Origin of the sequence: Halostagnicola kamekurae (assembly GCF_900116205.1) — an archaeon.
In the GTDB taxonomy this organism is placed as follows: Archaea; Halobacteriota; Halobacteria; order Halobacteriales; family Natrialbaceae; genus Halostagnicola; species Halostagnicola kamekurae.
Genome location: NZ_FOZS01000001.1, coordinates 309,615 through 334,008 on the forward strand (window position 1 = coordinate 309,615; position 24,394 = coordinate 334,008).

The 24,394-nt window shown below is 63.8% G+C and carries 25 protein-coding genes and 3 tRNA genes; 15 read left to right on the plus strand and 13 right to left on the minus strand.

Going from position 1 to position 24,394, the window contains the following annotated elements:
* Window positions 1-99 precede the first annotated feature (99 nt).
* The gene (locus BM348_RS01535; RefSeq protein WP_092903538.1) at window positions 100-1,107 is read right to left on the minus strand and encodes a DUF5784 family protein; all 1,008 of its coding nucleotides are present in this window, start codon (window positions 1,105-1,107) and stop codon (window positions 100-102) included.
* Window positions 1,108-1,252: 145 nt separating this feature from the next.
* On the opposite strand from BM348_RS01535, the gene BM348_RS21040 reads away from it, so the two are divergent.
* Window positions 1,253-1,426 carry a DUF5786 family protein gene (locus tag BM348_RS21040; RefSeq protein ID WP_231587893.1) on the plus strand — a complete coding sequence of 58 codons (174 nt, stop codon included), beginning with the start codon at window positions 1,253-1,255 and terminating at the stop codon, window positions 1,424-1,426.
* 118 nt (window positions 1,427-1,544) lie between these two features.
* Window positions 1,545-1,799 carry a DUF7561 family protein gene (locus BM348_RS01540; protein ID WP_092901019.1) on the plus strand — a complete coding sequence of 85 codons (255 nt, stop codon included), beginning with the start codon at window positions 1,545-1,547 and terminating at the stop codon, window positions 1,797-1,799.
* Between the two features lie 80 nt (window positions 1,800-1,879).
* Here BM348_RS01540 and BM348_RS01545 read toward each other — a convergent pair.
* Window positions 1,880-1,966 (minus strand) — tRNA-OTHER (locus BM348_RS01545).
* 170 nt (window positions 1,967-2,136) lie between these two features.
* Between BM348_RS01545 and BM348_RS01550 the strand changes: the two genes are divergently transcribed.
* On the plus strand, window positions 2,137-4,029 hold the full coding sequence (locus BM348_RS01550; protein WP_092903540.1) for a helicase C-terminal domain-containing protein: 1,893 nt from the start codon (window positions 2,137-2,139) through the stop codon (window positions 4,027-4,029).
* 317 nt (window positions 4,030-4,346) lie between these two features.
* Here the strand turns inward: BM348_RS01550 and BM348_RS01555 are convergent, their stop codons facing one another.
* Window positions 4,347-5,501: a class I SAM-dependent methyltransferase gene (locus BM348_RS01555; RefSeq protein WP_092901022.1), complete on the minus strand. Its 1,155-nt coding sequence runs from the start codon at window positions 5,499-5,501 to the stop codon at window positions 4,347-4,349.
* Window positions 5,494-6,663: a 60S ribosomal export protein NMD3 gene (locus BM348_RS01560; RefSeq protein ID WP_092901025.1), complete on the minus strand. Its 1,170-nt coding sequence runs from the start codon at window positions 6,661-6,663 to the stop codon at window positions 5,494-5,496. The genes BM348_RS01555 and BM348_RS01560 overlap by 8 nt, the downstream gene beginning before the upstream one ends.
* Window positions 6,664-7,155: 492 nt before the next feature.
* Here BM348_RS01560 and htpX point away from each other — a divergent pair, with 492 nt between their 5' ends.
* From htpX to radA, 4 genes are all read left to right on the plus strand, one after another.
* Entirely contained in the window at window positions 7,156-8,067 is a 912-nt protein-coding gene (gene htpX / locus BM348_RS01565; protein ID WP_092901028.1) for a zinc metalloprotease HtpX, read from the plus strand.
* Window positions 8,068-8,157: 90 nt separating this feature from the next.
* Entirely contained in the window at window positions 8,158-8,778 is a 621-nt protein-coding gene (pspAB, locus tag BM348_RS01570; protein ID WP_092901031.1) for a PspA-associated protein PspAB, read from the plus strand.
* Between the two features lie 89 nt (window positions 8,779-8,867).
* Complete coding sequence (locus BM348_RS01575) at window positions 8,868-10,190, plus strand: outer membrane protein assembly factor BamB family protein (RefSeq protein ID WP_175507079.1); 1,323 nt, start codon at window positions 8,868-8,870, stop codon at window positions 10,188-10,190.
* A 154-nt stretch (window positions 10,191-10,344) separates the two neighbouring features.
* On the plus strand, window positions 10,345-11,376 hold the full coding sequence (radA, locus tag BM348_RS01580) for a DNA repair and recombination protein RadA (RefSeq protein WP_092901037.1): 1,032 nt from the start codon (window positions 10,345-10,347) through the stop codon (window positions 11,374-11,376).
* Between the two features lie 3 nt (window positions 11,377-11,379).
* Here radA and BM348_RS01585 read toward each other — a convergent pair whose 3' ends face one another.
* The 4 genes from BM348_RS01585 to BM348_RS01600 form a co-directional block, all read right to left on the minus strand.
* Window positions 11,380-11,778, minus strand: a complete 399-nt coding sequence (locus tag BM348_RS01585; RefSeq protein WP_092901040.1) for a hypothetical protein — start codon at window positions 11,776-11,778, stop codon at window positions 11,380-11,382.
* 109 nt (window positions 11,779-11,887) lie between these two features.
* Window positions 11,888-12,304: a Fe-S cluster assembly sulfur transfer protein SufU gene (sufU, locus tag BM348_RS01590; protein ID WP_050050643.1), complete on the minus strand. Its 417-nt coding sequence runs from the start codon at window positions 12,302-12,304 to the stop codon at window positions 11,888-11,890.
* 158 nt (window positions 12,305-12,462) lie between these two features.
* Entirely contained in the window at window positions 12,463-12,723 is a 261-nt protein-coding gene (locus tag BM348_RS01595) for a hypothetical protein (RefSeq protein WP_092901043.1), read from the minus strand.
* 167 nt (window positions 12,724-12,890) lie between these two features.
* Complete coding sequence (locus tag BM348_RS01600; RefSeq protein WP_092901046.1) at window positions 12,891-14,135, minus strand: aminotransferase class V-fold PLP-dependent enzyme; 1,245 nt, start codon at window positions 14,133-14,135, stop codon at window positions 12,891-12,893.
* A gap of 222 nt (window positions 14,136-14,357) precedes the next feature.
* Here BM348_RS01600 and BM348_RS01605 point away from each other — a divergent pair, with 222 nt between their 5' ends.
* A complete protein-coding gene (locus tag BM348_RS01605) occupies window positions 14,358-15,353 on the plus strand; it encodes an ABC transporter ATP-binding protein (RefSeq protein ID WP_092901049.1) in 996 nt (331 codons plus the stop codon).
* The gene (locus tag BM348_RS01610) at window positions 15,350-16,231 is read left to right on the plus strand and encodes an ABC transporter permease (RefSeq protein WP_092901052.1); all 882 of its coding nucleotides are present in this window, start codon (window positions 15,350-15,352) and stop codon (window positions 16,229-16,231) included. Before BM348_RS01605 ends, BM348_RS01610 begins: the two co-directional genes overlap by 4 nt.
* A 37-nt stretch (window positions 16,232-16,268) precedes the next feature.
* Here BM348_RS01610 and BM348_RS01615 read toward each other — a convergent pair whose 3' ends face one another.
* Window positions 16,269-16,559, minus strand: a complete 291-nt coding sequence (locus tag BM348_RS01615; RefSeq protein WP_092901055.1) for a DUF424 domain-containing protein — start codon at window positions 16,557-16,559, stop codon at window positions 16,269-16,271.
* A gap of 29 nt (window positions 16,560-16,588) precedes the next feature.
* Window positions 16,589-17,350 carry a tetratricopeptide repeat protein gene (locus BM348_RS01620; protein WP_092901058.1) on the minus strand — a complete coding sequence of 254 codons (762 nt, stop codon included), beginning with the start codon at window positions 17,348-17,350 and terminating at the stop codon, window positions 16,589-16,591.
* Between the two features lie 149 nt (window positions 17,351-17,499).
* On the opposite strand from BM348_RS01620, the gene thpR reads away from it, so the two are divergent.
* Both thpR and BM348_RS01630 read left to right on the plus strand, forming a co-directional pair.
* Complete coding sequence (gene thpR / locus BM348_RS01625) at window positions 17,500-18,057, plus strand: RNA 2',3'-cyclic phosphodiesterase (RefSeq protein ID WP_092901061.1); 558 nt, start codon at window positions 17,500-17,502, stop codon at window positions 18,055-18,057.
* Between the two features lie 108 nt (window positions 18,058-18,165).
* The gene (locus BM348_RS01630; protein WP_092901064.1) at window positions 18,166-18,927 is read left to right on the plus strand and encodes a protein-L-isoaspartate O-methyltransferase family protein; all 762 of its coding nucleotides are present in this window, start codon (window positions 18,166-18,168) and stop codon (window positions 18,925-18,927) included.
* Here BM348_RS01630 and BM348_RS01635 read toward each other — a convergent pair.
* Both BM348_RS01635 and BM348_RS01640 read right to left on the minus strand, forming a co-directional pair.
* On the minus strand, window positions 18,908-19,360 hold the full coding sequence (locus tag BM348_RS01635) for a DUF7382 domain-containing protein (protein ID WP_092901067.1): 453 nt from the start codon (window positions 19,358-19,360) through the stop codon (window positions 18,908-18,910). The two genes, BM348_RS01630 and BM348_RS01635, sit on opposite strands and share 20 nt — an antisense overlap.
* 467 nt (window positions 19,361-19,827) lie before the next feature.
* Window positions 19,828-19,900 (minus strand) — tRNA-Asp (locus tag BM348_RS01640).
* A 57-nt stretch (window positions 19,901-19,957) separates the two neighbouring features.
* On the opposite strand from BM348_RS01640, the gene BM348_RS21045 reads away from it, so the two are divergent.
* Entirely contained in the window at window positions 19,958-20,104 is a 147-nt protein-coding gene (locus BM348_RS21045; protein WP_175507080.1) for a hypothetical protein, read from the plus strand.
* Between the two features lie 276 nt (window positions 20,105-20,380).
* Here the strand turns inward: BM348_RS21045 and BM348_RS01645 are convergent.
* Window positions 20,381-20,453, minus strand: a tRNA-Asp gene (locus BM348_RS01645).
* A 295-nt stretch (window positions 20,454-20,748) separates the two neighbouring features.
* On the opposite strand from BM348_RS01645, the gene BM348_RS01650 reads away from it, so the two are divergent.
* From BM348_RS01650 to rpoB, 3 genes are read left to right on the plus strand one after another with little or no spacing between them, the layout of a single operon-like run.
* Complete coding sequence (locus BM348_RS01650) at window positions 20,749-20,976, plus strand: DNA-directed RNA polymerase subunit H (protein ID WP_092901072.1); 228 nt, start codon at window positions 20,749-20,751, stop codon at window positions 20,974-20,976.
* The gene (locus BM348_RS01655; protein ID WP_092901075.1) at window positions 20,977-22,557 is read left to right on the plus strand and encodes a DNA-directed RNA polymerase subunit B''; all 1,581 of its coding nucleotides are present in this window, start codon (window positions 20,977-20,979) and stop codon (window positions 22,555-22,557) included.
* A 6-nt stretch (window positions 22,558-22,563) separates the two neighbouring features.
* On the plus strand, window positions 22,564-24,393 hold the full coding sequence (gene rpoB, locus BM348_RS01660; RefSeq protein WP_092901078.1) for a DNA-directed RNA polymerase subunit B: 1,830 nt from the start codon (window positions 22,564-22,566) through the stop codon (window positions 24,391-24,393).
* Window position 24,394 lies beyond the last annotated feature (1 nt).

Sequence of the window (24,394 nt, forward strand, 5' to 3'; positions counted from 1 at the left end):
CAAGGCACAACTGGAGGAGCGGTTCTATACGACCTACCATTGTATTCATTCCCCTATGTCATGTTACTTATCAATGGCGGTCAAGATACTCGAGCGCGCTCAATCGAGAAACTCGAGCGCGTCGCCTAGCTCGAGCGGGACCGATCCCTTCCGGTAGCCCTCGACGTGGCCGTCCGGTCGGGCGCGGTAGACGACCGCGGGGCGGTGACGAACGTCGGGTTGCTCGCCGCGAACCGCGTTCCAGCTGTCGTCGCGGAAGCTCGAGCAGTCGACGAACAGCACCGCGCCGCCGCCGTGTTCGGCGAGCTGGCCGCTCGTCTTGGTCTCTGCGGTATCTCGAACCGCGGCGACCGGTCCCGAGGCGGCCCTGTTTCCGGGCGGCTGCGGGCGGGTGACTTCGACGAGGACGTTCGTCGACCCGTCTTTCGCGCGGTAGTCGAGCGAGTGTCCCGTCGTCACCTCGATCTCGGGGACCACGTCGTAATCCGCGTCGACGAGGATTTTCGCGGCGATGAACTCGCCCATCGAGGCGCTCATGCGAACGCGGTCGACGTGATCGCTGGTGCCGAGTTTCCCCGCCATGACGTGTCGGTACTCATCGAGCGTGCCGGTGGTGAAGAACTCCTCGAAAAAGCCCATCGCGTCGCGTCGACCGGCGTCGGGAAAACCCGCCGCGTGCTCGCGGAAGAACGCCCGCGTGGACTCCCGTCCATCCTTGGACATGAACACGGGGAGGAAGAACCACGAGAGATGCGGATACGCCTCGAGCCACGGGTCCTCCTCGTACAGCGTCTCGAGGAGTTCCCGCTGTGCCCACCGCGAGACGTGATAGGGGACCTCGCCCCAGCCGAACTTGTCGGTTCGCCACAGCGCCGACGGCGTCTCGGTGTTGCCCATCCAGTAGGCCTCCCCGTCGTTTCGGGCGAACAGCGCGATATCGCCGTTTGCCATCTCGAAGCGGTGGGTGTCCCAGCCGCCGTTGATGTCGAATTTGGGGGTAACAGCTCGAGCGCCGATGTTGTTCCGAAGCGGTTGCAAAATCTCTCGACGGACCCGTTGCTCGCTCCAGTGAGCGGGCGAATAACGGAAGCGAAGCGGCCGTGCCACGCCGTACAGTAGGTGCTGGTCTCGCATACGTCTTCCCTTCTGGCTCTCCTCTCATTTTCTGTGAGGTACTGCGTTTCCTACGTGTCTCCGGCCGATTTAACCGTTACCTTGATAAGAGAGAACTACCTACATGGGTATAGTTACCATGTCAATGGGTGCCTATGACGAAGACGAGCACGAGCGACGTGAAAAACAAGCTTCCAAAGTCGATACCGACTTCGACGACGAGCGGACGATCCACCATGGAACCGTCGAGTACGATTCCGGAGATTCCGCCGAGGAACTCCTGAACAAGTTCGAGGAGATCAAATCGGACTAGTGGCGACCGGCTCCTTTTCCGCCGCAATCTACCGCCGTACCGGCGGGACTACCGAGTCCGAACGGGGGAACGACTTTGACAGTTCCGTACCGAGTGTTCGCTATGAGCGCTGATTTCTATGGGTACTGATTCGTGTGACGGCTGCGGGCGTCCGGTCTCCGTCGCGGGCGGCGTCGCCAACATCTGGACGTTCGGCGAAAACGACGGCAGCGACGGGACGGCGATGACCCTCGAGCTCGCGGACGGCTCGAGTCACCTGCTTTGCTACGCGTGTCTCGAGGCGTTGCCCGACGAGCCGACGGTCGAGGACGTGGAGAACTTGGAGCCGACCGACGATGGCTCTGTCGTTCGCTCAGTCCGGTCGGATCGCTGATCGTCGATCCGAATCGGGTTCGTCGCCTCGAGTGGTCTCGAGCGACGACTGCTGCGAGAACGGAAGCGATTCGTCGAGAACGGAAGGGGTGGGATTCGAACGCCACGAGGCCAGAGGGCCTCCGCGGGCCAGGGGCCCACGGTGCTCTTCCGCTGAGCGACCCTTCCACGTTCAGGATCGATGGGATGTTTCGTATTTGTAATCGAGCGCCTACCGGGTGGTAGGCGGCGATTTCGGCAGCCGATCGGGGATCGTCGACCGTCCGTCGCCGGTCTCGAGATTCACCGACGGCGACGGTCCGGTGGTTTTAGGATCGAGCCCCGCCGTGGTTCGAACGGTGAACACCGAGCGGATCTTCGAGGAGTTTCCCGCGCCGAGCTATCGCGGTGCGCAGGAGTCGGCCCTCCGTGACATTCGCGACGCGTTCGAGGCCGGCAACGACGTGGTGCTCGTGCGCGCGCCCACGGGCAGCGGCAAGTCCCTGCTGGCTCGAGCGATCGCCGGCTGTGCCCAGACGATAGAGGAGGCGGACCCGAGCGAGCCGTCGGGGGCCTACTACACGACGCCGCAGGTGTCGCAACTCGACGACGTCGCGGCCGACGACCTGCTCTCGGATCTGAACGTGATCCGCGGGAAGTCGAACTACAACTGTATTCTCCCTCACGAGCGCGATACGCCGGTGAATCAGGCCCCCTGCGTTCGCGAGCGCGGGTACGACTGCTCGGTCAAACATCGCTGTCCGTACTTCTCGGATCGGGCGATCGCGTCGAACCGCGAAATCGCGGCGATGACGCTCGCGTACTTCATGCAAACCGCGGGGAGCGAGGTCTTCCGGACCCGCGACGTGGTCGTCGTCGACGAGGCCCACGGGCTGGCCGAGTGGGCCGAAATGTACGCGACGATCCGACTCGGCCCCCGATCGGTCCCCATTTGGGAGGACCTTCGCGTCCCCGATGTCGACGGCGTCGACCGCGCCGCTCGATACGCCGAAAACCTCTCCCAGACGTGTACCCGACGGAAAGACGAACTGCTCTCCCAGGAGTCGCTCACGCCCGCGGACGTTCGCGAGCGCGACCGGCTCCAGGAACTCATCGGCGAACTCGAGTGGTTCGTTTCGGACTACCGCGACCCGGAGAGTCCGACGACCTGGCTGATCGATCAGGAGCCGCCGGCTGACACGGACCAACCTAGCGGCGGCAATGGGAGCGACGGCGAGGACGCCGAACTCGGCGGTCCGATGACGATCAAACCGATGAATCCCGAGCGGTACCTCAGACACACCGTCTGGGATCGGGGCAACAAGTTCGCGCTCCTCTCGGCCACGATTCTCAACAAGGACGCGTTCTGCCGGCAGGTCGGGCTGAATCCGGAGAACGTCGCCCTCGTGGACGTCGAGCACACATTCCCGGTCGAAAACCGCCCGCTGTACGACGTGACCCAGGGGAAGATGACCTACGACCAGCGCGACGACACGCTCCCCGAGATCGCCCGAACCATCGTCCGAATCATGCAGGAACACCCCGACGAGAAGGGGCTTGTCCACGCCCACTCCTACGCGATTCAGGAGCGATTGGCCGACCTGCTTCGGGATTTCGGTGTCGGCGGACGGATTCGAACGCACACGAGAGACGGCCGGGACGCCGACTTGGAGGAGTGGAAGGCGAGCGACGACCCGGACGTGTTCCTCTCGGTCAAGATGGAGGAAGCGCTCGACCTCAAAGGCGACCTCTGTCGCTTTCAGGTGCTCTGTAAAGCGCCGTTTCTCAACACCGGCGATTCGCGCGTCGCCCACCGCCTCGAGGAGGGCCAGTGGGCCTGGTACTATCGGACGGCGCTGCGGACCATCATCCAGGGCTGTGGTCGGGTCGTCCGCGCGCCCGACGACTACGGCGCGACGTACCTGGCGGACTCGAGCCTGCTGGACCTCTTCGACCGCGCGCGAACGGACATGCCCGACTGGTTCGAAGCACAGGTCGACCGGATGGACGCGCCCTCGCTTCCTTCCTTCGACCCGCAGGCCGCGGTCGCCGGAACCGGCGGCGCGAACCGCTCGTCGTCCGGCCGTTCATCCGCCGGCCGTTCGCCGTCCACGTCGGCTTCTGGCTCGCGGACCGGTGATCGGTCCCAGTCCGGATCCGAGAGTCGCTCCTCGAGCGATCGCAACCGCTCGTCCACGCGCGAATCCTCGCGCTCGAGCCCGCTAGCGGACGTCTGGGACACGGACGGCTAACGGTCGGTTCGTATCTTCTGTGAGGACGAATAGAGCACGATCGAAGAACCGTCTCGAGGGTGAAGACTGGACAAAATGGCTCGGAACGAACGCCGTAACGTGTCAAGCAACGACCGCTGTTACCCGAACAGGTACATCGCCGGCATCGCGATCATCGACGTTCCCATCAACAACGCGAACACGAGCGCGATGATCTGGTTTCTGGTCATGCTACGTCGATTTCGCTCGGACCGGCATGAATGTCACGGCTACCTCTGGCACAGCAGCGTGCGTTGCCGAGCGACGCACCTCTCATCGCCGCTCGAGCGACGGGTCCGTCACTCCACCACGGCGTCGACGACGACGTGCTCGACGCCCGCGCTGTGACTCTTGACCCGACGGCGCTCGAGATCGCCGAGCATTCGATCCGCGTCGTCGACGGCCGTCTCGAGTCGCTCGATCGGGCGATCCCACAGCAGCGACTCCGGCGTCGCCTCGTGGTAGTGGACCGTCCCGCCGGGGGCGAGCGCCTCGAGCGCCGCGGGGAGAAACTCGTGAGCTTCGTCGGTCCGAGCCTCCTGTTCGTCCCCCACGTCAGACTCGGAAACGCCGTAGTAGCCCATCACGACGCGGTCGACCTCGAGATCAGCCGCGAGGTCCCGACAGTCGCTCATGTAGGCCTCGAGATCGTTCTGGACGTCGTTCAACATCGCGTTCTCGAGCAGGTAGCGAAACGCGGTCGGATTGCGTTCGGTCGCGATCACCCGCGCGCCGGCGCGAGCCATCGGCAGCGTGAAGTATCCGATGCCGGCGAACATGTCGAAGACGCGCTCGCCGGCGGAGACCACCTCGCCCATTCGAACCCGCTCGGCCTGGTTTCCCGGCGAGAACATCACTTCCGCCGGGTCGAGTCCGTACCGCGTTCCGTCTTCGGTGTGGATCGTCTCGGTGTCCCGGTGGCCCGCCAGCAGTCGCGTTCGCGGCGTCCGGTAGGTTCCCGCCGTCCCGTCGTTCGCGATGCCCTCGTCCGCGAGGACGGTGTCGGCCTCGCCGTGGATCTCGAGCAGTTCCTCCGCCAGCGCCGTCTCGTCGGGGCAGTTCTCCGGAACCGTCACGAGGATCACCGAGCCGACGACGGCCCACGACCCCGGCACGGCCTCGCGGTCCGCCTCGCTCCAGCCCCGTTCGGCGAGTCGCCGCTCGAGGTCGGGGCTCCGGTAGTCGGGATCGAGCTGTCGGATCACCTCGTGCACCGCCGTCTCGGCGGGCTGGGCGGAAACCGGCAGGGCGACCGTCTCGGCGTCGTACTCGCGAACCCGCCGCTCGTCGTCGTAGACGCCTTCCGCTCGCAAGGATTCGATCGCCGTCTCCGTTCGCGGCTTCTCGACGACGACCGCCAGCGGCGAGTCGGTTCCGGGCTCGAGACTCGGACTGGTTTCGGCCGGACCCTCGTCTCCGGAACTCGAACCCGTTTCGTCTGGCCGCTCAGTCATCGCTCTCGTCCGGCAACACGTGCAATCCGGCGCGGCTCTTCAGGACGGGAACCGTCTCGGCGTCGGGATCGAAGTAGTCCGGCCGGGCGACCGTTTTGGCCTGGTACGTTTCCGGATCGAGCACCTGTACCGCGTTCTCGTCTTCGACGGTGACGACCGTCGTCTCGACGCCATCCTCGAGTTCGCCGAGCTTTCGAGCGTCGGGGGAGTTCCCCTCCTCGTAGTCGGCTTCGTAGTGTTCGCCCGTCGTAACGCGCGTTCCTTTCAGGTTCCCGCGGGCGCTGCGGACGAGGATCGGCCCGTCGTCGTCCGCGTCGTCCTCGAGTTCGATGACGTCTCCCGGTCGGTACGGCGGCAGGCGGACGGCGAAGGTCACGCGGTAGACCTCGTTGCCGTCTTCGTCCTCGGTGACCAGCGTCTCGGCGTCGTTGACGGTTCCGCCGAACTCCTCGACCATCTTGTTCGAGATCTTCTTGCCGATCTTGTTGGTCGAGACCTTCACGTTCAGCCCGTCGGGCGTCTCGCTCAGTTCGGTAATGAAGGCGTTGCGGTCGCCCGTCGCCTCCATCTCGGCGACGATGTCGTTCGCGATCGCCTTGGCGCGGTCGATCTCCTCGGGGACCGGCGTCCGGTCCTCGGCGCGGATCTGGACGATGCTCGCGTAGTAGTCGCCGGCGATCCGGCCACAGCGGGTACAGGTCTGTCGAGCGATCCTGACGGGGACGGTGACCTGCTCCTCGACGGGTTCCCCGCGGACGACGCCGGTGAAATAACAGTGCATCCGGATCGTGTTCTCGTCGACCTGTTCGGGCTCGACCTGCCAGGCGACGTCCTCGGCGTCGACGTGGACGCCGAGCGCGTCGCTCACCTCTTCGATCGCGACGTCGGTGTAGTCGTCCGCGCCGACGTCGACCCAGCGCTGGCCCCGGTGGACCGCTCCGCACCGGGCACAGACCCGGACGTCGACCTGCTGTGGCGCGTCGACGAACTCGAAGTCGTCGAAGTAACACGCCCGACAGAGGTCGGTCTCGCCGGCGGCCGGTTCGCGAACGCCCCGCTCGTCAGCGTCCCCGCTCGGGGCCGCGGATTCGGTCGCGTCGCTCCCGGATCGATCCGCGATCGGATCCCCACAGCGGGGACAGAACGCACGCGAGTCTGCCATTGACCCCACTTTGGGGTTGAGCGAGTTAAACGGCGCGTTCTCGCAGTTCGGTCAAAAACCATCTGCCGATGAAGTCCTTGAGAACTCTACGCGAAAGAGGGGGGTCGCCAGCACGGGCGTCGATTCGTTCGTCAGTCGGTGTTCGTTCGTCACTCGGTTCCACACGAAACGGTGGGCTCGAGTTGGTATCCCACTCGAGTGACGTCCCGGCCTGCTGTTCGCTCCGTCTGCATCCGGCTGTCCTCCCTCGGCTGATTTCGATTGATTCACGACCGCTCTCGATCGACCGACGCCAGTATCGACACACCTCTCCCTCGATAACCGGTGGAACTCGCTCCCCGTCACGTCTGCCACGCGTCGGACGCCGGTCGATTCGCCGCGTCAGACGAACTCCCGTCCGCGGGTCTCGATGCGAAACGAGGGGGTTTTCATATGTCTCTGTGACCCGCCGGTTTGGGGGCACTTATTTCCCCTCGAGCCATACATCCCCGCATGGACTGGCAACCGGACTGGGGGCTTCGCGCGCGAATGGGGCTTACAATGTTCCTCCTTTTTGCGGTGTATCTGTTCTTCATCGCCGGACTCACGACCGTGTTCGGTGGGGGTGCTTCGAGTCTCCTGCTGGTCGCGCTGCTGTTTGGAAGCTTCTCGCTGATCCAGTTTTTCTACAGCGACAAACTCGCGCTGTGGAGCATGGGTGCCTCGGAGGTAGAACGGGAGGAGTACCCGCAGTTACACGCCGCGGTGGACCGGCTCTCCCAGCAGGCCGACCTGCCGAAACCGAAGGTAGCGGTCGTCGACTCGAAGGTTCCCAACGCCTTCGCGACCGGCCGCTCGCCGAGCAACGCTGTCGTCGCGGTGACGACCGGACTCATGAACACGCTGGATCAGGAGGAACTCGACGGCGTCCTCGCCCACGAACTCGCTCACGTCAAGAACCGCGACGTCGCCGTGATGACCATCGCTTCCTTCCTCTCGACCATCGCCTTCCTCATCGTCCGCTTCGGCGGTCAGATGATGCTCTTTACCGGCGGCGGGCGGGGCCACGGCGACGACGCGCGGGGCGCGGCGGGGCTCCTCGTCGCCATCCTGATCTCGCTGCTCGTCTGGATCGTCAGCTACCTCCTCATCCGTGCGCTCTCGCGCTATCGCGAGTTCGCCGCCGACCGCGGCGCGGCCGCCATCACCGGCAACCCCGGCGCGCTCGCGTCCGCGCTCATGAAGATCTCGGGCGAGGTCGACAAGGTCCCCGACGAGGATCTCCGCGAGGAGGCCGAGATGAACGCCTTCTTCATCATCCCGCTGAAGTCCGGCATCGTCGGCCGACTGTTCAGCACCCACCCCTCGACGGAACGGCGGATCGAACAGCTTCGGGATCTCGAGCGCGAGACGGCGACGGCGTGATTTATGAGATTATTCCACGGACACGAGCGTTCCCGACCGAACCCGGCCCAAATGGATGACTTCTAAGGTAGTTCCCGCGACACTACTGATATGGGACTGCTGGATGGACTTCGGTCCGTACTCGGACTGCGCGCCGAGTCCGACGCCAAGCGAGACGCCGATCCCGACGACCTCTTCGGGATGAGCACGGCTTACTTCACCATGGAGGCCGAACTGGGCTACGACTCGGCCGAGGTCGGCGCGCTCTGTTTTTCCGGCGTCGACTCGAGCACCTTCCGCGAGGCCGTCTCGGAGGTCGAGGCGATCCTCGAGGCGGGCCGCGAGGAGACGGGAACCGAGTTCGAGATCGCCGAGGACGACCACGGCTACAGGTGGGTGATTCTCGAGGAGGACGATCCCGAAGACCTCGTCACGAGCATGCACTTCGCGGCGGACACGTTCATCGAGCACGGCTACGGGTCGCGACTGCTCGCCGCCGTCTTCGCCTACGAGGGTACCGCCGCGAGCGATGGCGACGGGCCCGTCTACTGGATCTACTCGTTTCGCCGCGGTCGATTCTACCCGTTCGCACCGCGGCCCGGTCACGAACGCGACTCGAGCGCCGAGTTCAAACTCGAGTCGGTGCTCGACGGCGAACTCGAGATCGAGACCGAGAAGGATCACTGGTATCCGCTCTGGCCGAGTTCGTCCGGAACGCACCCCTGGGAGTAGGCGGCCGCAGGTGTTTCGTCCGCCGAATCGATCGATTCGCTCGAGACGTGTCGTACCTATTATGTCCCGCGAGCGGCTACACTGGCCCAGTGAGCGATTGGAACCAGTTCAGGCACGATCACGAGAACTCGGGTCGCCTGACGGGCTCGATCGACGAGGAGCCCGAGCGTCCCGAGCCGACCTGGGACGCCGGGGTCGACGGGTCGGTCGACGCGCCGCCGGTGCTCGACCGCGATACCGTCTACGTCGGCTCGAGCGCGGGTACCGTGTACGCGTTCGACAGATACGATGGCCGGCGCCGCTGGCGGTTCGAAACCGAACTGACGCTCGCGTCGTCGCTCGTGGTCACCGACGACTCCCTGTTGGTCGTCGCGACCGACGGCACCGTGTTCGCGCTTGAGCCCGAAACGGGCACACTCCGGTGGCAAGGGACGGTTTCCGGTCGCGTCGAATCTCCGCCGACGCTCTCGCGCGGCGTCCTCTTCATCGGCCACGGCGAGGGCGTTTCGGCGCTCGAGGCGACGACCGGGGAACCGCTGTGGACACACGAAACTGAGGCCGGTGTCGTCGGTGCGCCCGCCACATTGGCCGGGACCGACTTCGAGCACGTCTACGTGGGCACGTCCCGGAACCGAGTCGGCGCGCTCGAGGCGGAGACGGGCGAGGAGGTCTGGGCGGCCCCGACCAAGGGTTCGGTCGTCGGCGGGCCGACGGCCGTCCCCGGCACCGAGGCCCCGAGAGACGCTGGGGCGGCGAGGATCGGCGACGACCGAATCGGCGTCGCCGATCGCGATCCGTCCGCTCTCGATCCGAGCGACGATCCGAAGAGTGACGGCCCCGAGATCGATTCGCCAACCGAATCAGGCCTCGAGTTCGGCGGGACCGATATCGAACCGGACGAACGGACGGAACCGCTCGCAGTCGAGGGCGACATCGATGCGGGCGAGGGCGACCGCGTCTACGTCGCCGACGATGGTGGCCTCCTGCTGGCGTTGAACGCCCGAACCGGCCAGTCGTGGTTCACCTACCAGATCAGCGACCCGTTCACGACCGCGCCGACCGTCACCGACGACAGCGTCTTCGTCGGGGCCGCGGACGGCTACCTCCACGTCACCGATACGATGTTCGGCAAGCGGAAACTCCGCGGCTGGCTCTTCTCGAAGAAAGGCGTCAATCTCGACGGCATCGCCCGCGCAGAGCCGGCTCTCGTCGGCGATACGCTCTGTCTCGGCGACTCGAGCGGTTCCCTGTACGGGATCGACGCTGACGATCCGGACTTCGGCTGGCACTACCCGCTCGAGGCTGGCGTCTCGAGCGGGCCTGCGATATCGGACGGCTCGCTCTACGTCGTGACCGACGATACCCGACTCCACTGTCTCTCCTGGCGGGACGAAACGAGCGGTTGGGATTGAGACGCCGTCCGCGACGGTCGACTCGCCCGTCGCGACTCCCTCTTTACGGTTATACTCACCGGCGCGATCATATCGACCGCCGCTCCGCCTTGCACTTTCACTTTCACTCTCCTGTTAACGAGGGTTTATACAGGTGCCGGAGCAACGACCGTGTATGGCAGACGTAGACCTCGAAACGCTCCCCGGCGTTGGACCGGCAACCGCAGACAAACTCTACGATGCAGGTTTCGACTCCTTCCAGAGTCTGGCCGTCGCCTCTCCCTCCGAGCTCTCGAACACGGCCGACGTGGGCGAATCCACGGCGAGCGACATCGTCCGCGCGGCCCGCGACGAAGCCGACATCGGCGGCTTCGAAACCGGTTCGACCGTCCTCGAGCGCCGAAACGAGATCGGCAAGCTCAGCTGGCACATCGACGAGGTCGACGACTTACTCGGCGGCGGGATCGAGACCCAGTCAATCACCGAAGTGTACGGCGAGTTCGGTGCCGGCAAGTCCCAGGTCACCCACCAGATGGCCGTCAACGTGCAACTCCCGAAGGAAGTCGGCGGTCTCCACGGGAGCGTCATCTTCGTGGACTCCGAGGACACGTTCCGTCCAGAGCGGATCGACGACATGGTTCGTGGCCTCCCGGACGAGGCGATCGAGGCGGCCCTTGAAGACCGCGAGATTGAGGGCTCGGCCGACGACGAAGCGGCGCTCGACGCCCTCGTCGAGGACGTCCTCGAGAAGATCCACGTCGCGAAGGCGTTCAACTCGAACCACCAGATGCTGCTGGCCGAGAAGGCAAAGGAACTCGCGAGCGAGCAGGAAGACTCCGAGTACCCGGTTCGACTGCTCTGTGTCGACTCGCTGACCGCCCACTTCCGCGCGGAGTACGTCGGCCGTGGCAACCTCGCCGACCGACAGCAGAAACTCAACAAGCACCTCCACGACCTCGACAAGGTCGGCAACCTCTACAATGCCGCCGTCATCGTCACCAACCAGGTCGCCTCGAACCCCGATTCGTTCTTCGGCGACCCGACCCAGCCGATCGGCGGCAACATCCTCGGCCACAAGTCCACCTTCCGCATCTACCTCCGCAAGTCCAAAGCCGACAAGCGGATCGTCCGACTGGTCGACGCCCCGAACCTCGCCGACGGCGAGGGCGTCATGCGCGTTCAGGACGCGGGACTGAAGCCGGAGTAAGATTCAGGACCCACCGAGCGCCTCGAGGGCCGCCCGCCGTTTTTCGACCACCGATTCGATCCGTTCTTTCTTGTCCTCGGGATCCTCGAGTCCGCGCAACCAGTACAGCGAACTGTAGAATGCCACCAGTTTGCCGATCTCGGATTCGGTCAGGAGCCCGAGATCGCCCGCGGCGGACTCGTAGATCACGGGCGTTTCGACGCTGGTCGTCACCCGCTCGTAGCCCCCGTCGCCGACGATTTCGTCGACGTGTTCGTACGCCCGAATCTCCTCTCTGAACGCCTGGCGAAGCCGTCTCGTCGCGTCGCGCTCGCGTTTCCAGTAGAGCAGATACGAGCCGGCTGCTGTGGCTATCGCACCGATGAGTGCGCCGAGGACGAATCCGACGGCCGTTTCGACCATAACGGACGAACGGGCGTCTCGAGGGTAAGTGGCTGGGTTGCACCTCGGGAGAAAGCGACCGATTCGGATTCTCTATTCGACGATCGATCCGGAAAGTCCCTCCGACAAATCAGTCTTCGGTCGAGGTCTTCGATTTGTCCAGTTCGCCGCGGTGGATCTTCGCCCCATCCTGTGCGACCTTTTCGGCGAGGACGGCGCACTTGACCCGCATCGGCGAGATATCGACGCCGAGCATGTCGATGATATCGTTGCGATCCATCTCGAGCAGTTCGTCGACCGTTTTTCCCGTGAGCTTTCCGGAGAGCATGCTCGCGGAGGCCTGACTGATCGCACAGCCGTCGCCCGAGAAGGCGACGCGCTCGATCGTCCCCTCGTCGTCGAGTTTGACATCCATGCGGATCTCGTCGCCGCACATCGGGTTCTCTCCGACGTGCGTGAAGGTCGGATCCTCGAGTTCCCCGTAGTTTCGGGGACTCTTGTAGTGGTCGAGGATCTGCTGTCGATACATATCCGAGCCCATTCCCATAACTGGATCCGAATACGGCTGTGCGCTGTAAAAGGATTCCGGGGCCGCACTCGACGCTGTCGGTTCGATTGGCTCTGATTCGACGCGTTGGCACTCGAGCGCTACTCGCGGCTTGTGGTGGCGCTCGAGTTTGCGGCGAGTAGAAAACGGTTGATGGTCTATGCTGTGTCCGAACCCTGATCTGGGTCGATCGGCGGGTTCAGATAGCAGGCGTCGGCGAAGACCATCGCGCCGACGGCTGCAGCGGGTAGCAGTGCGTACTGTACTGGAATACCCAGTACGGACGCGGCGACCAGCGCAACCGCGAACGCACTCGGGATGATCCCGAGTGCGAGGTCGTATCGGGTCGCCGCGGTGAGAACGTCGACCAGGGTCTCGAACGGATCCCGTTCGGGAACGTCCTGTGCTTTCTCGTACATTGTCCTCACCTCGGCGATATCGGATAGGCGATTGAAAGTGAAAAATCCAATGCGAGAGGAAATCACATACGGAACGACCGTTCGCCGAGACTACCCGTAGCGCTCTTTCCGGTCGCGTTCGTTCACTCGAGACACCGTCGACGCTCTCCTCGCACGCCGCTGTTCGCTTACGCGAACAACTGCCGCGCGTCGTCGATCGCCGCGACCAACTTGTCGACTTCCTCGCGCGTGTTGTAGACGTAGAACGACGCTCGAGCCGAGGCCGCGACGCCCAGTTTGTCGTGTAACGGCTGGGTACAGTGATCGCCGGCCCGGATCGCGACCGCGTGGTCGTTCATGATCGAGGCGAGGTCGTGGGCGTGGACCGACTCGAGGTTGAACCCGACGAGGCCGCTTCGATCCGGGCCCGGCTCTGGACCGTAGATTTCGACGTCCCCTTCGGCCTCGAGCCGTTCGTAGGCGTACTCGGCCAACTCCTCTTCGTGGGACTGGATGCGTTCCATTCCGATCTCCTCGAGGTAGTCGATCGCGGCCTCGAGGCCGACTGCCTCGGCGATCTGTGGCGTTCCGGGCTCGAACTTCCAGGGGAGGTCCGCCCAGGTCGAATCCTCGAAGGTGACCTTGCGGATCATCCCGCCGCCGTAGAGGTACGGCTCCATCTCCTCGAGCAGGTGTTGCTTTCCGTAGAGGACGCCGATGCCGGTCGGCCCGGCCATCTTGTGCCCGGAGAACGCGTAGAAGTCGGCGTCGATGGCTTCCACGTCCACGGGGCGATTCGGGACCGCCTGCGCGCCGTCGATAAACGAGAGCGCGTCGTGTTCGTGGGCGAGTTCGGTCAGCTCGGCGACCGGGTTGACGGTGCCCAGCGTGTTTGAGACGTGGACCGCGCTGAGGATCGCGGTGTCGTCGGTGATGCACTCACGGGCGTGGTCCATGTCGAGGCGGCCGTCCTCGTCGATTCGGATGTACTTCACGTCCGCGCCCGTCTGGTTGGCGATCTGCTGCCAGGTCACCAGCGAGGCGTGGTGTTCCATCTCGGTGAGCACGACTTCGTCGCCGGGACCGAGCTCGTTCAGGCCCCACGAGTAGGCGACGAGGTTCTCGCTTTCGGTCGTGTTTTTCGTGAAGATGACCTCCTCGCGGCCGCCCGCGCCGATGAATTCGGCGACGCGATCGTGGGCTCGTTCGTAGGCCTCCGACGCCTCTTGACTGAGGTGGTGGATGCCCCGATGGACGTTCGAGTTCGTGTACCGATAGTAGTCGCTCATCGCGTCGACGACCGGATCGGGCGTCTGGGTCGTCGCGGCGTTGTCGAGGTAGACCACCTGCTGGTCGTCGAACTCCCGCTCGAGAATCGGGAAGTCCGACCGAATGCGCTCGACATCGAGCGCGCCGACGTTTTGTTGACTCATTAGTGGATTGGAGGGACCGAAGACAAAACACTCCTTCGGTCCCATCCGTTTCTGCAGGCACTCGTGACGGAGCGCTGTGCGATCCGAATCGTTCTCGTGGGGGGAGTCGTGATTCCCTTATCCATCTCCGTGCTAGTGTGGAAACTGAGCGCTCGTCTGACTGTCTCTCTAACTGAAACCCCGGCCGTCGAACTATAACAGCCACTGTGGTAGGGGCTCACGATGGCTGCGATACGCACGTCCGGCTTGACCAAGCGGTACGGTGACCTGACCGCAGTCGACGACCTTGACCTCGAGGTCCGCGAGGGGGAGGTGTTCGGCTTTCTGGGACCCAACGGCGCGGGTAAGTCGACGACGATCAACACCCTGTTGGATTTCACGCGACCGACTTCGGGATCGGCGACGGTGCTCGGCCACGATTCACACGAGGGCGCCGACGAGATCAGTCCCCGTGTCGGCGTCCTCCCGGAGGGATTCGATTGCTACCCGCGACTGACCGGTCGACGGCACGTAGAGTTCGCGATCGAGACGAAAGACGCCGCCGACGATCCCGACGAACTCTTAGAACGCGTCGGACTGGCCCCCGACGACCGAAGTCGTCGAGCGGGCGAGTATTCGACGGGAATGCGCCAGCGGCTCGCGACAGCGATGGCGCTCGTCGGCGATCCGGACCTGTTGATCATGGACGAACCATCCTCGGGGCTCGATCCACACGGCATCCGCGAGATGCAAGACCTCGTCCGCAGCGAGGCCGACTCCGGAACGACCGTCTTCTTCTCGAGTCACATCTTGGAACACGTCGAGGCGGTCTGTGATCGAATCGGGGTGTTGAACGACGGCACCCTCGTCGCCGTCGACACGATCGAGGGACTGCGCGAGTCGATCGGCGGCGACGCGACGATGCGATTGGCGCTCGACACGCCTACCGAGCGCGCACGGGAGGTCGCCGCGTCGATCGAGGGGGTGGCTTCGGCGGCCGTCTCCGGGCAGACGCTCGAGTGTTCCGTCGTCGATCCGGCGGCGAAGGCGACCGTCATCGTCGAACTCGAACGAGCGGGCGCGACGATTCGCGACGTTCGGATCGAGGAGGTCTCGCTCGAGTCGCTGTTTACGACGTTGACGAACGCCGGGAGCGAGCGGGAGGACCACCCCGGACCGAACCCAGAAACTAAGACTGATTCCGCGCTGGAGAACCCCGACAGCGAGGTGGCAGAATGACTGCTCACATCGGGACCGTCGCTCGAAAGGACTTCGCCGACGCCGGCCGTTCGAAGCTGCTCTGGGTCCTGATCGGCCTGCTCGTCGTCATCGTCGCCGTCGGCTACGTGGCGATCTGGTCGACCGTCGACAACGTTTCCGGCGCCGAAGTTCTGGGATTTCTCGGCTTTCCGCTACAGGTGGTGCTTCCGGTCGCCGCGCTCATCGTCGGCTACATGGCCGTCGTCGGTGAACGGCGGTCCGGAAGCATCAAGCTCCTGCTCGGCTTGCCACCGAACCGGACCGACGTCGTCTTCGGCAAGTTGCTCGGCCGAACCGCCGTCGTCGTCGTGGCGGTCGCACTCGCGTTCGGCGTCGCGCTCGTCCTCAGTCTGGCGCTTTTCGGCTCGGTCCCGCTCGTCGACTGGCTCGCTTTCGGCGCACTCACGATCCTGTTCGGAGTTACCTTCGTGGGGGTCGCAGTCGGCGTCTCCGCGAGCGTCTCGTCTCGAGGGCGTTCGATGGCCCTCGTCGTCGGCGTCTACATGGTGCTCGTCGCCCTCTGGGAACTCCTCACCGCGGGCTCGTACTACCTCCTCTACGACGAGGGACCGCCCCTCGAGCCGGAAACCTGGTATCTGCTCCTCGATCAGTTCAACCCGATATTCGCGTACACGAATCTGGCGAGTTCCGTCGTCGAAGGCGACATCTTCCCCTTCCAGTTCCAGTACGGCCTCGAGTCGATCGAGGCCTACCAACTGACGCCGGCCGAACGCTACGCCGGCTCGGGCGACGCTCCGTTCTTCCTCCAGGAGTGGTTCGGGCTCGTCGTCCTCGTCGTCTGGCTCGTCGTGCCCGTCGCTATCGGGTACTATCGCTTCCAGCGGGCGGAGTTGTAACGCTCAACTATCCTCTCGGACCTACCGACGTCCGCACCTACATCCGCAACAACTGCGCGTGGACCGTCTCGCCGACCTCGAGCACGTTCGCCTCGTCGACGATCCCCTCGTCGACCGCCAGATCGACCGCTCTTTCGCCGACGATGTTGGCGACGGTCGCTCGAGCGAGGCTGTTTGCGACCTCCTGTTCGCCAGCGTCGTCGCCGCCGTAAAACTCCTCAGTGACCGTCAGCGAGAACTCACCGCTCTCGAACGTCTCCCCGAGCACCGCTCGGTCGCAGACGGCGACGAGCAACCCCTCCGGCGTTTCGCGTTCCGCGACGATCATGTCTCTCTCAGATCCCATCGGTGTTCACGCTACTCCTGTAGCTGCTGGCGCTCTTCGACGAGCCGCTCTTCGGCGTTCTCGCGCATTTCGTTCGCCTCCTCGGCGATCTCCTCGGCCTCGTCGTACTCGCCGAGCTCCTCGAGAATCCGCGCTTTCTCCTCGAGCACCTGCGCGTTTCGAAGCCCGAGTCGGATCGCGTTGTCGATGCAGTTGTGCGCCTCCTCGGCGAGTCCACGTTCCGCGAGGAAAAACGCTCGATTGAACCAGGCCTGGGCGAACCGCTCGTCGATTTCAACGGCGCGTTCGGCGTGTTCGAGCGCCTGTGCGGTCTCGCCGAACTCCCAGAGCGCGTAGGCGAGATTAGTCTCCGCGCTCGCGGCGTGTTCGCTCGAGTCGTCGATCCGAAGCGCCTCCTGGTGTGCGCCGATCGCCTGATCGTACTCCTCGAGTTCGGAATGGGCTACACCCTTGTTCACCCACGCCTCCTGCTCGACGAGGTCGTCCTCAGCAAAGTTAGCCGCCCGCTCGAATGCCTCTGTCGCCTGCTCGTGGCGGTTGATCCGCATGTAGCTTAAGCCGACCTCGAGCAGTTCTTCTGCGTCGACGTCGTCGCTCCCGATATTTCGCTCGTCGAGCAGGTCCGTCACGGCCCGCGAGTCGACCGGGTCGACCTTCGTCGGATCGACCCCGAGTTCCGGGGGATCGAGATCGAACTCCTCGTACGACTGATCGAGCCCCTCACCCTCGGAGAACTGGTGTTCGGGATCGCGTTCGTCCTCTCGTTCGGTCATTGGCATTTTTTGGCGGCGAGGACTGTTAAGACCTGCGACCCGAGCCAGTCGACCGTCCACGGCCGTTCTCGGGTGACGCGACCAGAGCACACTCTCGAGCGTCTCGACTCTCCCGTCCGTTGAATACCGTCGCGCTCGAATCACCGCCCATGCGACTGTTCGTCAGCGTCGACCTCCCCGACGAACTCGCGGAACCGATCGCAGACATCCAGACGACGCTCGAGGACGCCAGCGGGCTGAACTTCGTCGACCCCACGCAGGCCCACCTGACGCTCAAATTCCTCGGCGAGGTTACCGAGGATCGAGTGCCGGCACTCGAGTCCGAACTCGAGGCCGCCGTCGCGGATGCGGACCTGGACCCGTTTTCGGTCCGGTTCGCCGGCCTCGGCGTCTTCCCGGACCTCGAGTACATCAGCGTCGTCTGGCTCGGCGTCGAAACGGGCGGCGAGCAACTCCGACAGTTACACGAGGCGATCGAAGCCAGAACGACGGCGATGGGGTTCGACCCGGAGTCACACGACTTTACCCCACACGTCACGCTCGCACGGATGGAACACGCCGGCGGAAAGGACCTCGTTCAGCGCGTCGTCCGCAACCGAGCGCCGACCGTCGGTAAGATGCGCGTCGAATCGATTCGATTGACCGAGAGCACGCTCGAGACGGACGGTCCCGTGTATTCGACGGTGCGACGAATACCGCTGCGGTAATCGTCCCGTCTGCTCGCGGCCTTCTCTCACTATCGCGACCGCTTTCGCTCTGAACGTGCGCGGTAGCGCAAGCGCGTCTTTGATTACCGTCGCCGATTTAGGTCGCGTATGGATCCGGCGGTCTTACGAGAGGACATGGTCGACGGGCTCGAATCCCCGGCCAAAGGAATCCTTACCGACGGCGATGTCGGCGTCGCGATGCGTGACGTCGCTCGCCACGAGTTTTTCGACGACGAGCGACTAGCCTACGCCGATCGAGACAGCGACTGCCTCGGAACGCGCGTCCTCGCACCCAGCGTCGTCGCTCGCCTGCTGCAGTTCCTTTCGCCAAATCCCGACGACGACGTTTTGATCGTCGGTGCTGGTGTCGGCTACACGGCAGCCGTCGCCGCCGAACTCGTCGGCGAGGCGAACGTCCACGCCATCGACATCGCCAGACCGATCGTCTACGAGGCCCGACAGAACCTCGAGAACGCCGGCTACGGCGGCATCCTCGTCGACTGCGCCGACGGCGCGGCCGGGCTTCCGGCGTACGCGCCGTTCGATCGCATCCTCCTCGAGGCGGCCGCACAGTCCCCGCCGGAGGCGCTCGTCCGCCAGCTAACCGACGACGGCCGGCTGGTGTACCCGCAGGGTGCCAATCCGCAGCGACTGACGGCGGTTGCATCGGACGGCACCCCGACAGCGGTCGACCGCGCGGTCGTCTCGTTCGACCCGCTGTTGGTCGAGGGTGAGCAGTCCGGAGCCGTCGAACGGAACCGGACCGCTCGAGAGGACCGCGAACACGCGGTCCGACACGCACAATCGCGGCGGGGCTGGGAACAGGAGTGGATCGAGTGGGAGGGGACGATCAGTTCTCGGTCACGATGATCTCGCTGTTGGCCTGCTCGTCCACGTAGTCGGTGCTCGTCGGCGGATGAACGTCGATCTCGAGCGTTCCCGGTCCCTGTCCCTGTCTGATTTCGGGCTCGAGATCGATCGTGACGGTCCCGTCGTCGTCCGTTTTCTCGTCGACGGTTTCGGGTATCGATGCGCTCCCGCTCGAGACGATCACGGTCGCGTCCTCGACCTCGTTTCCGTCGTCGCCGATCACGGTGATGTCGACGCCAGTTTCGGCGTCGGCGGAAATCGTCGTCGGTTCGATTTCGACGTCGACTTCGGTCTGTGAGAGGGTTCCGATGCCGCTGAGCATGTTCATCATAATCCCGAGACAGGCGACGCCGACGACGAGCGCGATGACGAGCCGAATCGGGAGCCCTTCGATCGCTCGTTCGTCCTCGTGAAAGCGCGGGTGAGATCGCATACCCGGTTTGGTCGCGTTTCAGTATATAAACTCACGTCCGAAGCCCGTGTTCAGGGAATGCCGTTCTCGGGGTGCTCGCCCGTTCGATCGCCCCGTTTCGTATCGGTTCTCGAGCAGTCCGTGTTCGAGAGAAAAACCAGCCTCCTCGTGACGTAGCGTCAGTAGAAAGCGCTCGAGGCGGGATTTGAACCACGGTCGTTTCGCTCACTGCGTTCGCTTCACTCTCTGGTTCGAGTCCCTGTTTGGGTCGTTTCCGCTCACGGAGACGAGCACACGCTACGCGGTGCTCGTCGGGATTGGTCGCGAAAGAAGACGCCCGAGGCGGGATTTGAACCGACCCCAGACGTGCTCGCTCACGTCGTTCGCTGTGCGCGACTGGCAGGGCTCAAATCCCTTTTACCGTTTTCACAACTGGATGTTCGCAACACAGGTGGCTGGTTGCTCACGAATTTGAGTTGTGGAAAAAGCGCCCGAGGCGGGATTTGAACCCGCGTCACAACCGTGACAGGGTTGTATGATGGGCCACTACACCACCCGGGCACCCTGCATCAGTTCGTTTCCCGGTGACGGTATTAAGGCTTTCCAATCGATAGCTGCGTGGTAGAGCGAACCGGGGAGCGCTCGAGCGAGGGGGTGTCGACGCGCCCTCGAGATCTCGCGACTCGCTCCGCTCGTCGATTCGGGGTCTCGAAAACGCTCGAGGCGGGATTGTTCGCGGAAGAAGACGCTCGAGACGGGATTTGAACCGACCCCAGACGTGCTCGCTCACGTCGTTCGCTGTGCGCGACTGGCAGTGCTCAAATCCCGCATGCCGCTTCTACAATTCTGACGCTCGCAACACAGCAGCCTGGTTGCTCACGAGTTTGAATTGTGGAGAAAGCGCCCGAGACGGGATTTGAACCACGGTCGTTTCACTCACTGCGTTCGCTTCACTCTCTGGTTCAAATCCCTGTTTGGGTTTTCTGTCGTTCAGTCCTCACTCGTCGCTCCGCTCCTCGATCGGAATTGAACGACAGAAAACGCCCGAGGCGGGATTTGAACCCGCGTCACAACCGTGACAGGGTTGTATGATGGGCCACTACACCACCCGGGCAACCCGTACATCCGTTTTCTCGGTGGCACTCTTAAGGATTCTCACTCGAGCGCCGTATGGTACTCGTCACCGGACCCCGTCTGGTGCTCGAACCTAATTCGCATGTTACATTTCCCATAAGGGATTTAACTGAGAACGGGCTATTTGAGAGCGTGAACGGCGACACCGGTCGGGTCTGGGCGACCGGATAGCGTTACGCTTGCGTCCGACTTAGAAACGCTTAACTGCCTCCCGCCGATACGTTACTGTAGTATCTCGTGACAGCAGCTTCTTTCCCCATAGCCCAGCACAACCCATGGTAGACGTAAGCCAACACGAACTCGTGCCAGAGCACACTGTCCTCGAGGAGGAGGTCCTCGAAGAGGTGCTCGACGAGTACGACATCGATCGCACAGACCTGCCGAAAATCAAACGCAACGATCCTGCACTACCCGACGAGGCCGAGATCGGCGACGTAATCAAGATCGTTCGGGATTCCCGGACGACCGATCAGGCGGTCATTTACCGACTCGTGGTGGAATAAATGGCAACAGAACTCAACAGATCTAAACGACGAGACATTTCGCGTGAATACTTCTCGAAGGAACGACTCGCAGAACATCACTACCGCTCGTTCAACTCCTTTCTCAACCGGGGGATGCAACGCGTCGTCGACGAGAAGGAGACGATCGAAACCGACATCGGCGACAAAGAGGGCGAAGAGCCGGTCCACGTCGAACTCGGCGACGTCCGCGTCGTCACACCCCGCGTTCGGGAAGCCGACGGGTCCGAGGAGCTGTTGTACCCACAGGAGGCACGACTCCGAAACATCACCTACTCCGCGCCCGTGTTCATGGAGATGTCCATCGTCAAGGGCGAAGAGGGCGACCAGCGGGTCGTCGACTCCACGGAGACGAAGATCGGCCGGATGCCGGTCATGGTCGGCTCCGATAAGTGTAACATCGCGGGCTTTTCCGACCAGGAACTGATCGACATCGGCGAGGACCCGGCCGATCCCGGCGGCTACTTCATCGTCAACGGCTCCGAGCGCGTCCTCATGACCAGCGAGGACCTCGCGCCGAACAAGATCCTCGCGGAGTACGACACCAAGTACGGCGACGAGATTCAGGTCGCCAAGACGTTCTCCCAGCGTCGTGGCTACCGCGCGCTCGTGCTGTGTGAACGCACTCGAGACGGCCTGCTCGAGGTCTCGTTCCCGTCCGTTTCGGGATCGATCAACTTCGTCACGCTCGTTCGCGCGCTCGGACTCGAGTCCGACGAGGAGATCGTCCACAAGGTCTCGAACGACCCCGAGGTCGTCAAGTACATGCTCGAGAATCTGGAGGAAGCCGAGGTCCAGACCGAAGAGCAGGCGATCGAAGAGCTCGGGAAACGCGTCGCCTCCGGCCAGGGCAAGAACTACCAGCTCAAACGGGCGAACTACGTCATCGATCGGTACCTGCTCCCGCACCTCCACGAGGACGGCGTCGAGGAGGAAGACGTCCGAATCAACAAGGCACACTACCTCTGTCGGATGGCCGAGGCGTGTTTCGAACTCGCGCTCGACCGGCGCGAATCCGACGACAAGGACCACTACGCCAACAAGCGCCTGAAGGTCAGCGGCGACCTGATGAAGGACCTGTTCCGGACGGCGCTGAACAAGCTGGCCCGGGACGTGAAGTACCAGCTCGAGCGGGCCAACATGCGGAACCGTCAGCTATCGGTCAATACCGTGGTTCGATCGGACGTGCTCACGGAACGGCTCGAGCACCCGATCGCGACGGGCAACTGGGTTGGGGGCCGATCGGGGGTCTCCCAGTTGGTCGATCGGACCGACTTCATGGGGGTTCTGTCACACCTTCGCCGCCTTCGTTCGCCGCTCTCGCGGTCGCAGCCCCACTTCGAGGCGCGGGACCTGCACGCGACCCAGTGGGGTCGCATCTGCCCCTCGGAGACGCCGGAGGGGCCGAACTGTGGGCTGGTGAAGAACTTCGCACAGGCGATGGAGCTCTCCCAGAACGTCGAGGACGAACAGGAACTCAAACGCGAACTGGCGTCGATGGGAGTCGAGGGGATTCCCGGCATCGAAGGCATCGAACGAACGACGTCGCCCGCAGACGACTAACCAATAATGAGTAGCCAACAACGAGAAGCCAAGGTGTACGTAAACGGATCGCTGGTGGGGACCCACGACGATCCGCACGAACTTGCCGAACAGATCCGCGAAGCGCGACGTCTCGGCGACGTTTCGGAGATGGTCAACGTCTCCGTCAAAGAGCGCACGCGCGAAGTGATCATCAACGCCGACGCCGGACGGGCTCGACGGCCGCTGCTGGTCGTCGAGGACGGCGAACCGCGAATTTCCGACGATGAGATCGAAGCGCTCCGAAACGACGAACTCGAGTTCGAGGACCTCGTCGCTCACGGTTACATCGAGTTCATCGACGCGGAGGAAGAAGAGGACATCTACGTGGCGGTCGACGAGGACGATCTCAACGAACGCCACACGCACCTCGAGATCGACCCGCAGCTGATCTTCGGGATCGGTGCGGGCATGATTCCGTACCCGGAACACAACGCCTCGCCGCGGATTACGATGGGTGCGGGGATGGTCAAGCAGTCGCTGGGGCTGCCCTCTGCGAACTACCGGATCCGCCCGGACACGCGCCAGCACCTGCTGCACTACCCGCAGCTCTCGATGGTCAAAACGCAGACGACCGAGCAGATCGGCTTCGACGAACGACCCGCGGCGCAGAACTTCGTCGTCGCCGTGATGAGCTACGAGGGGTTCAACATCGAGGACGCGCTGGTCATGAACAAAGCCAGCGTCGAGCGCGCGCTCGCCCGCTCACATTTCTTCCGGACCTACGAGGGCGAGGAACGGCGCTACCCCGGCGGACAGGAGGATCGCTTCGAGATTCCATCCCAGGACGTCCGCGGTGCTCGCGGCGAGGAAGCTTACACGCATCTCGACGAGGACGGACTGGTCAACCCCGAAACGGACGTGGACGAAAACAGCGTCCTGCTCGGGAAGACGAGCCCGCCGCGCTTCCTCGAGGAGCCCGACGACATGGGCGGTCTCTCGCCGCAGAAACGCCGCGAAACGTCGGTCACGATGCGCTCGGGTGAGAGCGGCGTCGTCGACACGGTCACGCTGATGGAAGGCGAGGACGGCTCGAAACTCTCAAAGGTCTCAGTGCGCGACGAGCGGATCCCCGAACTCGGGGACAAGTTCGCCAGCCGCCACGGCCAGAAGGGAGTCGTCGGCCACCTCGCACCGCAGGAGGACATGCCCTTCACCGAAGCGGGCGTCGTCCCCGACCTCGTGATCAACCCGCACGCGCTGCCTTCGCGGATGACCGTCGGACACATCCTCGAGATGATCGGCGGCAAACTCGGCGCGATGGAGGGCCGTCGCGTCGACGGGACGCCGTTCCTCGGTGAGGACGAAGACGAGCTTCGAGGCGGACTCGAGGAGTCCGGCTTCGATTCGTCGGGCAAGGAAACGATGTATTCGGGCGTCACGGGCGAGAAGATTGAGGCCGAGATTTTCGTCGGTATCATCTTCTACCAGAAGCTCTACCACATGGTCTCGAACAAACTGCACGCCCGCTCTCGCGGGCCGGTGCAGGTTCTCACTCGACAGCCGACCGAGGGTCGCGCCCGCGAGGGCGGACTCCGTATCGGGGAGATGGAGCGGGACGTCTTCATCGGCCACGGCGCGGCCATGACGCTCAAGGAGCGACTGCTCGACGAGTCCGACCGCGAGTTCATCAACGTCTGTGGACAGTGTGGGATGAGCGCGGTCGAGAACGTCGAGCAGCGTCGGGTCTACTGCCCGAACTGCGACGAGGAGACCGACATCCACGAGATCGAGATGAGCTACGCGTTCAAGCTCCTCCTAGACGAGATGAAGGCGCTGGGTATCGCACCACGACTGGAACTAGTAGACGCCGTCTAAC

Coding starts and splice junctions, on each gene's coding strand:
- BM348_RS21040 (WP_231587893.1), top strand. CDS start 1,253: ATGTCAATGGGTGCCTATGACGAAGACGAGCACGAGCGACGTGAAAAA.
- BM348_RS01540 (WP_092901019.1), top strand. CDS start 1,545: ATGGGTACTGATTCGTGTGACGGCTGCGGGCGTCCGGTCTCCGTCGCG.
- BM348_RS01555 (WP_092901022.1), bottom strand. CDS start 5,501: ATGACTGAGCGGCCAGACGAAACGGGTTCGAGTTCCGGAGACGAGGGT.
- BM348_RS01560 (WP_092901025.1), bottom strand. CDS start 6,663: ATGGCAGACTCGCGTGCGTTCTGTCCCCGCTGTGGGGATCCGATCGCG.
- htpX (WP_092901028.1), top strand. CDS start 7,156: ATGGACTGGCAACCGGACTGGGGGCTTCGCGCGCGAATGGGGCTTACA.
- pspAB (WP_092901031.1), top strand. CDS start 8,158: ATGGGACTGCTGGATGGACTTCGGTCCGTACTCGGACTGCGCGCCGAG.
- radA (WP_092901037.1), top strand. CDS start 10,345: ATGGCAGACGTAGACCTCGAAACGCTCCCCGGCGTTGGACCGGCAACC.
- BM348_RS01585 (WP_092901040.1), bottom strand. CDS start 11,778: ATGGTCGAAACGGCCGTCGGATTCGTCCTCGGCGCACTCATCGGTGCG.
- sufU (WP_050050643.1), bottom strand. CDS start 12,304: ATGGGAATGGGCTCGGATATGTATCGACAGCAGATCCTCGACCACTAC.
- BM348_RS01595 (WP_092901043.1), bottom strand. CDS start 12,723: ATGTACGAGAAAGCACAGGACGTTCCCGAACGGGATCCGTTCGAGACC.
- BM348_RS01600 (WP_092901046.1), bottom strand. CDS start 14,135: ATGAGTCAACAAAACGTCGGCGCGCTCGATGTCGAGCGCATTCGGTCG.
- BM348_RS01605 (WP_092901049.1), top strand. CDS start 14,358: ATGGCTGCGATACGCACGTCCGGCTTGACCAAGCGGTACGGTGACCTG.
- BM348_RS01610 (WP_092901052.1), top strand. CDS start 15,350: ATGACTGCTCACATCGGGACCGTCGCTCGAAAGGACTTCGCCGACGCC.
- BM348_RS01615 (WP_092901055.1), bottom strand. CDS start 16,559: ATGATCGTCGCGGAACGCGAAACGCCGGAGGGGTTGCTCGTCGCCGTC.
- BM348_RS01620 (WP_092901058.1), bottom strand. CDS start 17,350: ATGACCGAACGAGAGGACGAACGCGATCCCGAACACCAGTTCTCCGAG.
- thpR (WP_092901061.1), top strand. CDS start 17,500: ATGCGACTGTTCGTCAGCGTCGACCTCCCCGACGAACTCGCGGAACCG.
- BM348_RS01630 (WP_092901064.1), top strand. CDS start 18,166: ATGGATCCGGCGGTCTTACGAGAGGACATGGTCGACGGGCTCGAATCC.
- BM348_RS01635 (WP_092901067.1), bottom strand. CDS start 19,360: ATGCGATCTCACCCGCGCTTTCACGAGGACGAACGAGCGATCGAAGGG.
- BM348_RS01650 (WP_092901072.1), top strand. CDS start 20,749: ATGGTAGACGTAAGCCAACACGAACTCGTGCCAGAGCACACTGTCCTC.
- BM348_RS01655 (WP_092901075.1), top strand. CDS start 20,977: ATGGCAACAGAACTCAACAGATCTAAACGACGAGACATTTCGCGTGAA.
- rpoB (WP_092901078.1), top strand. CDS start 22,564: ATGAGTAGCCAACAACGAGAAGCCAAGGTGTACGTAAACGGATCGCTG.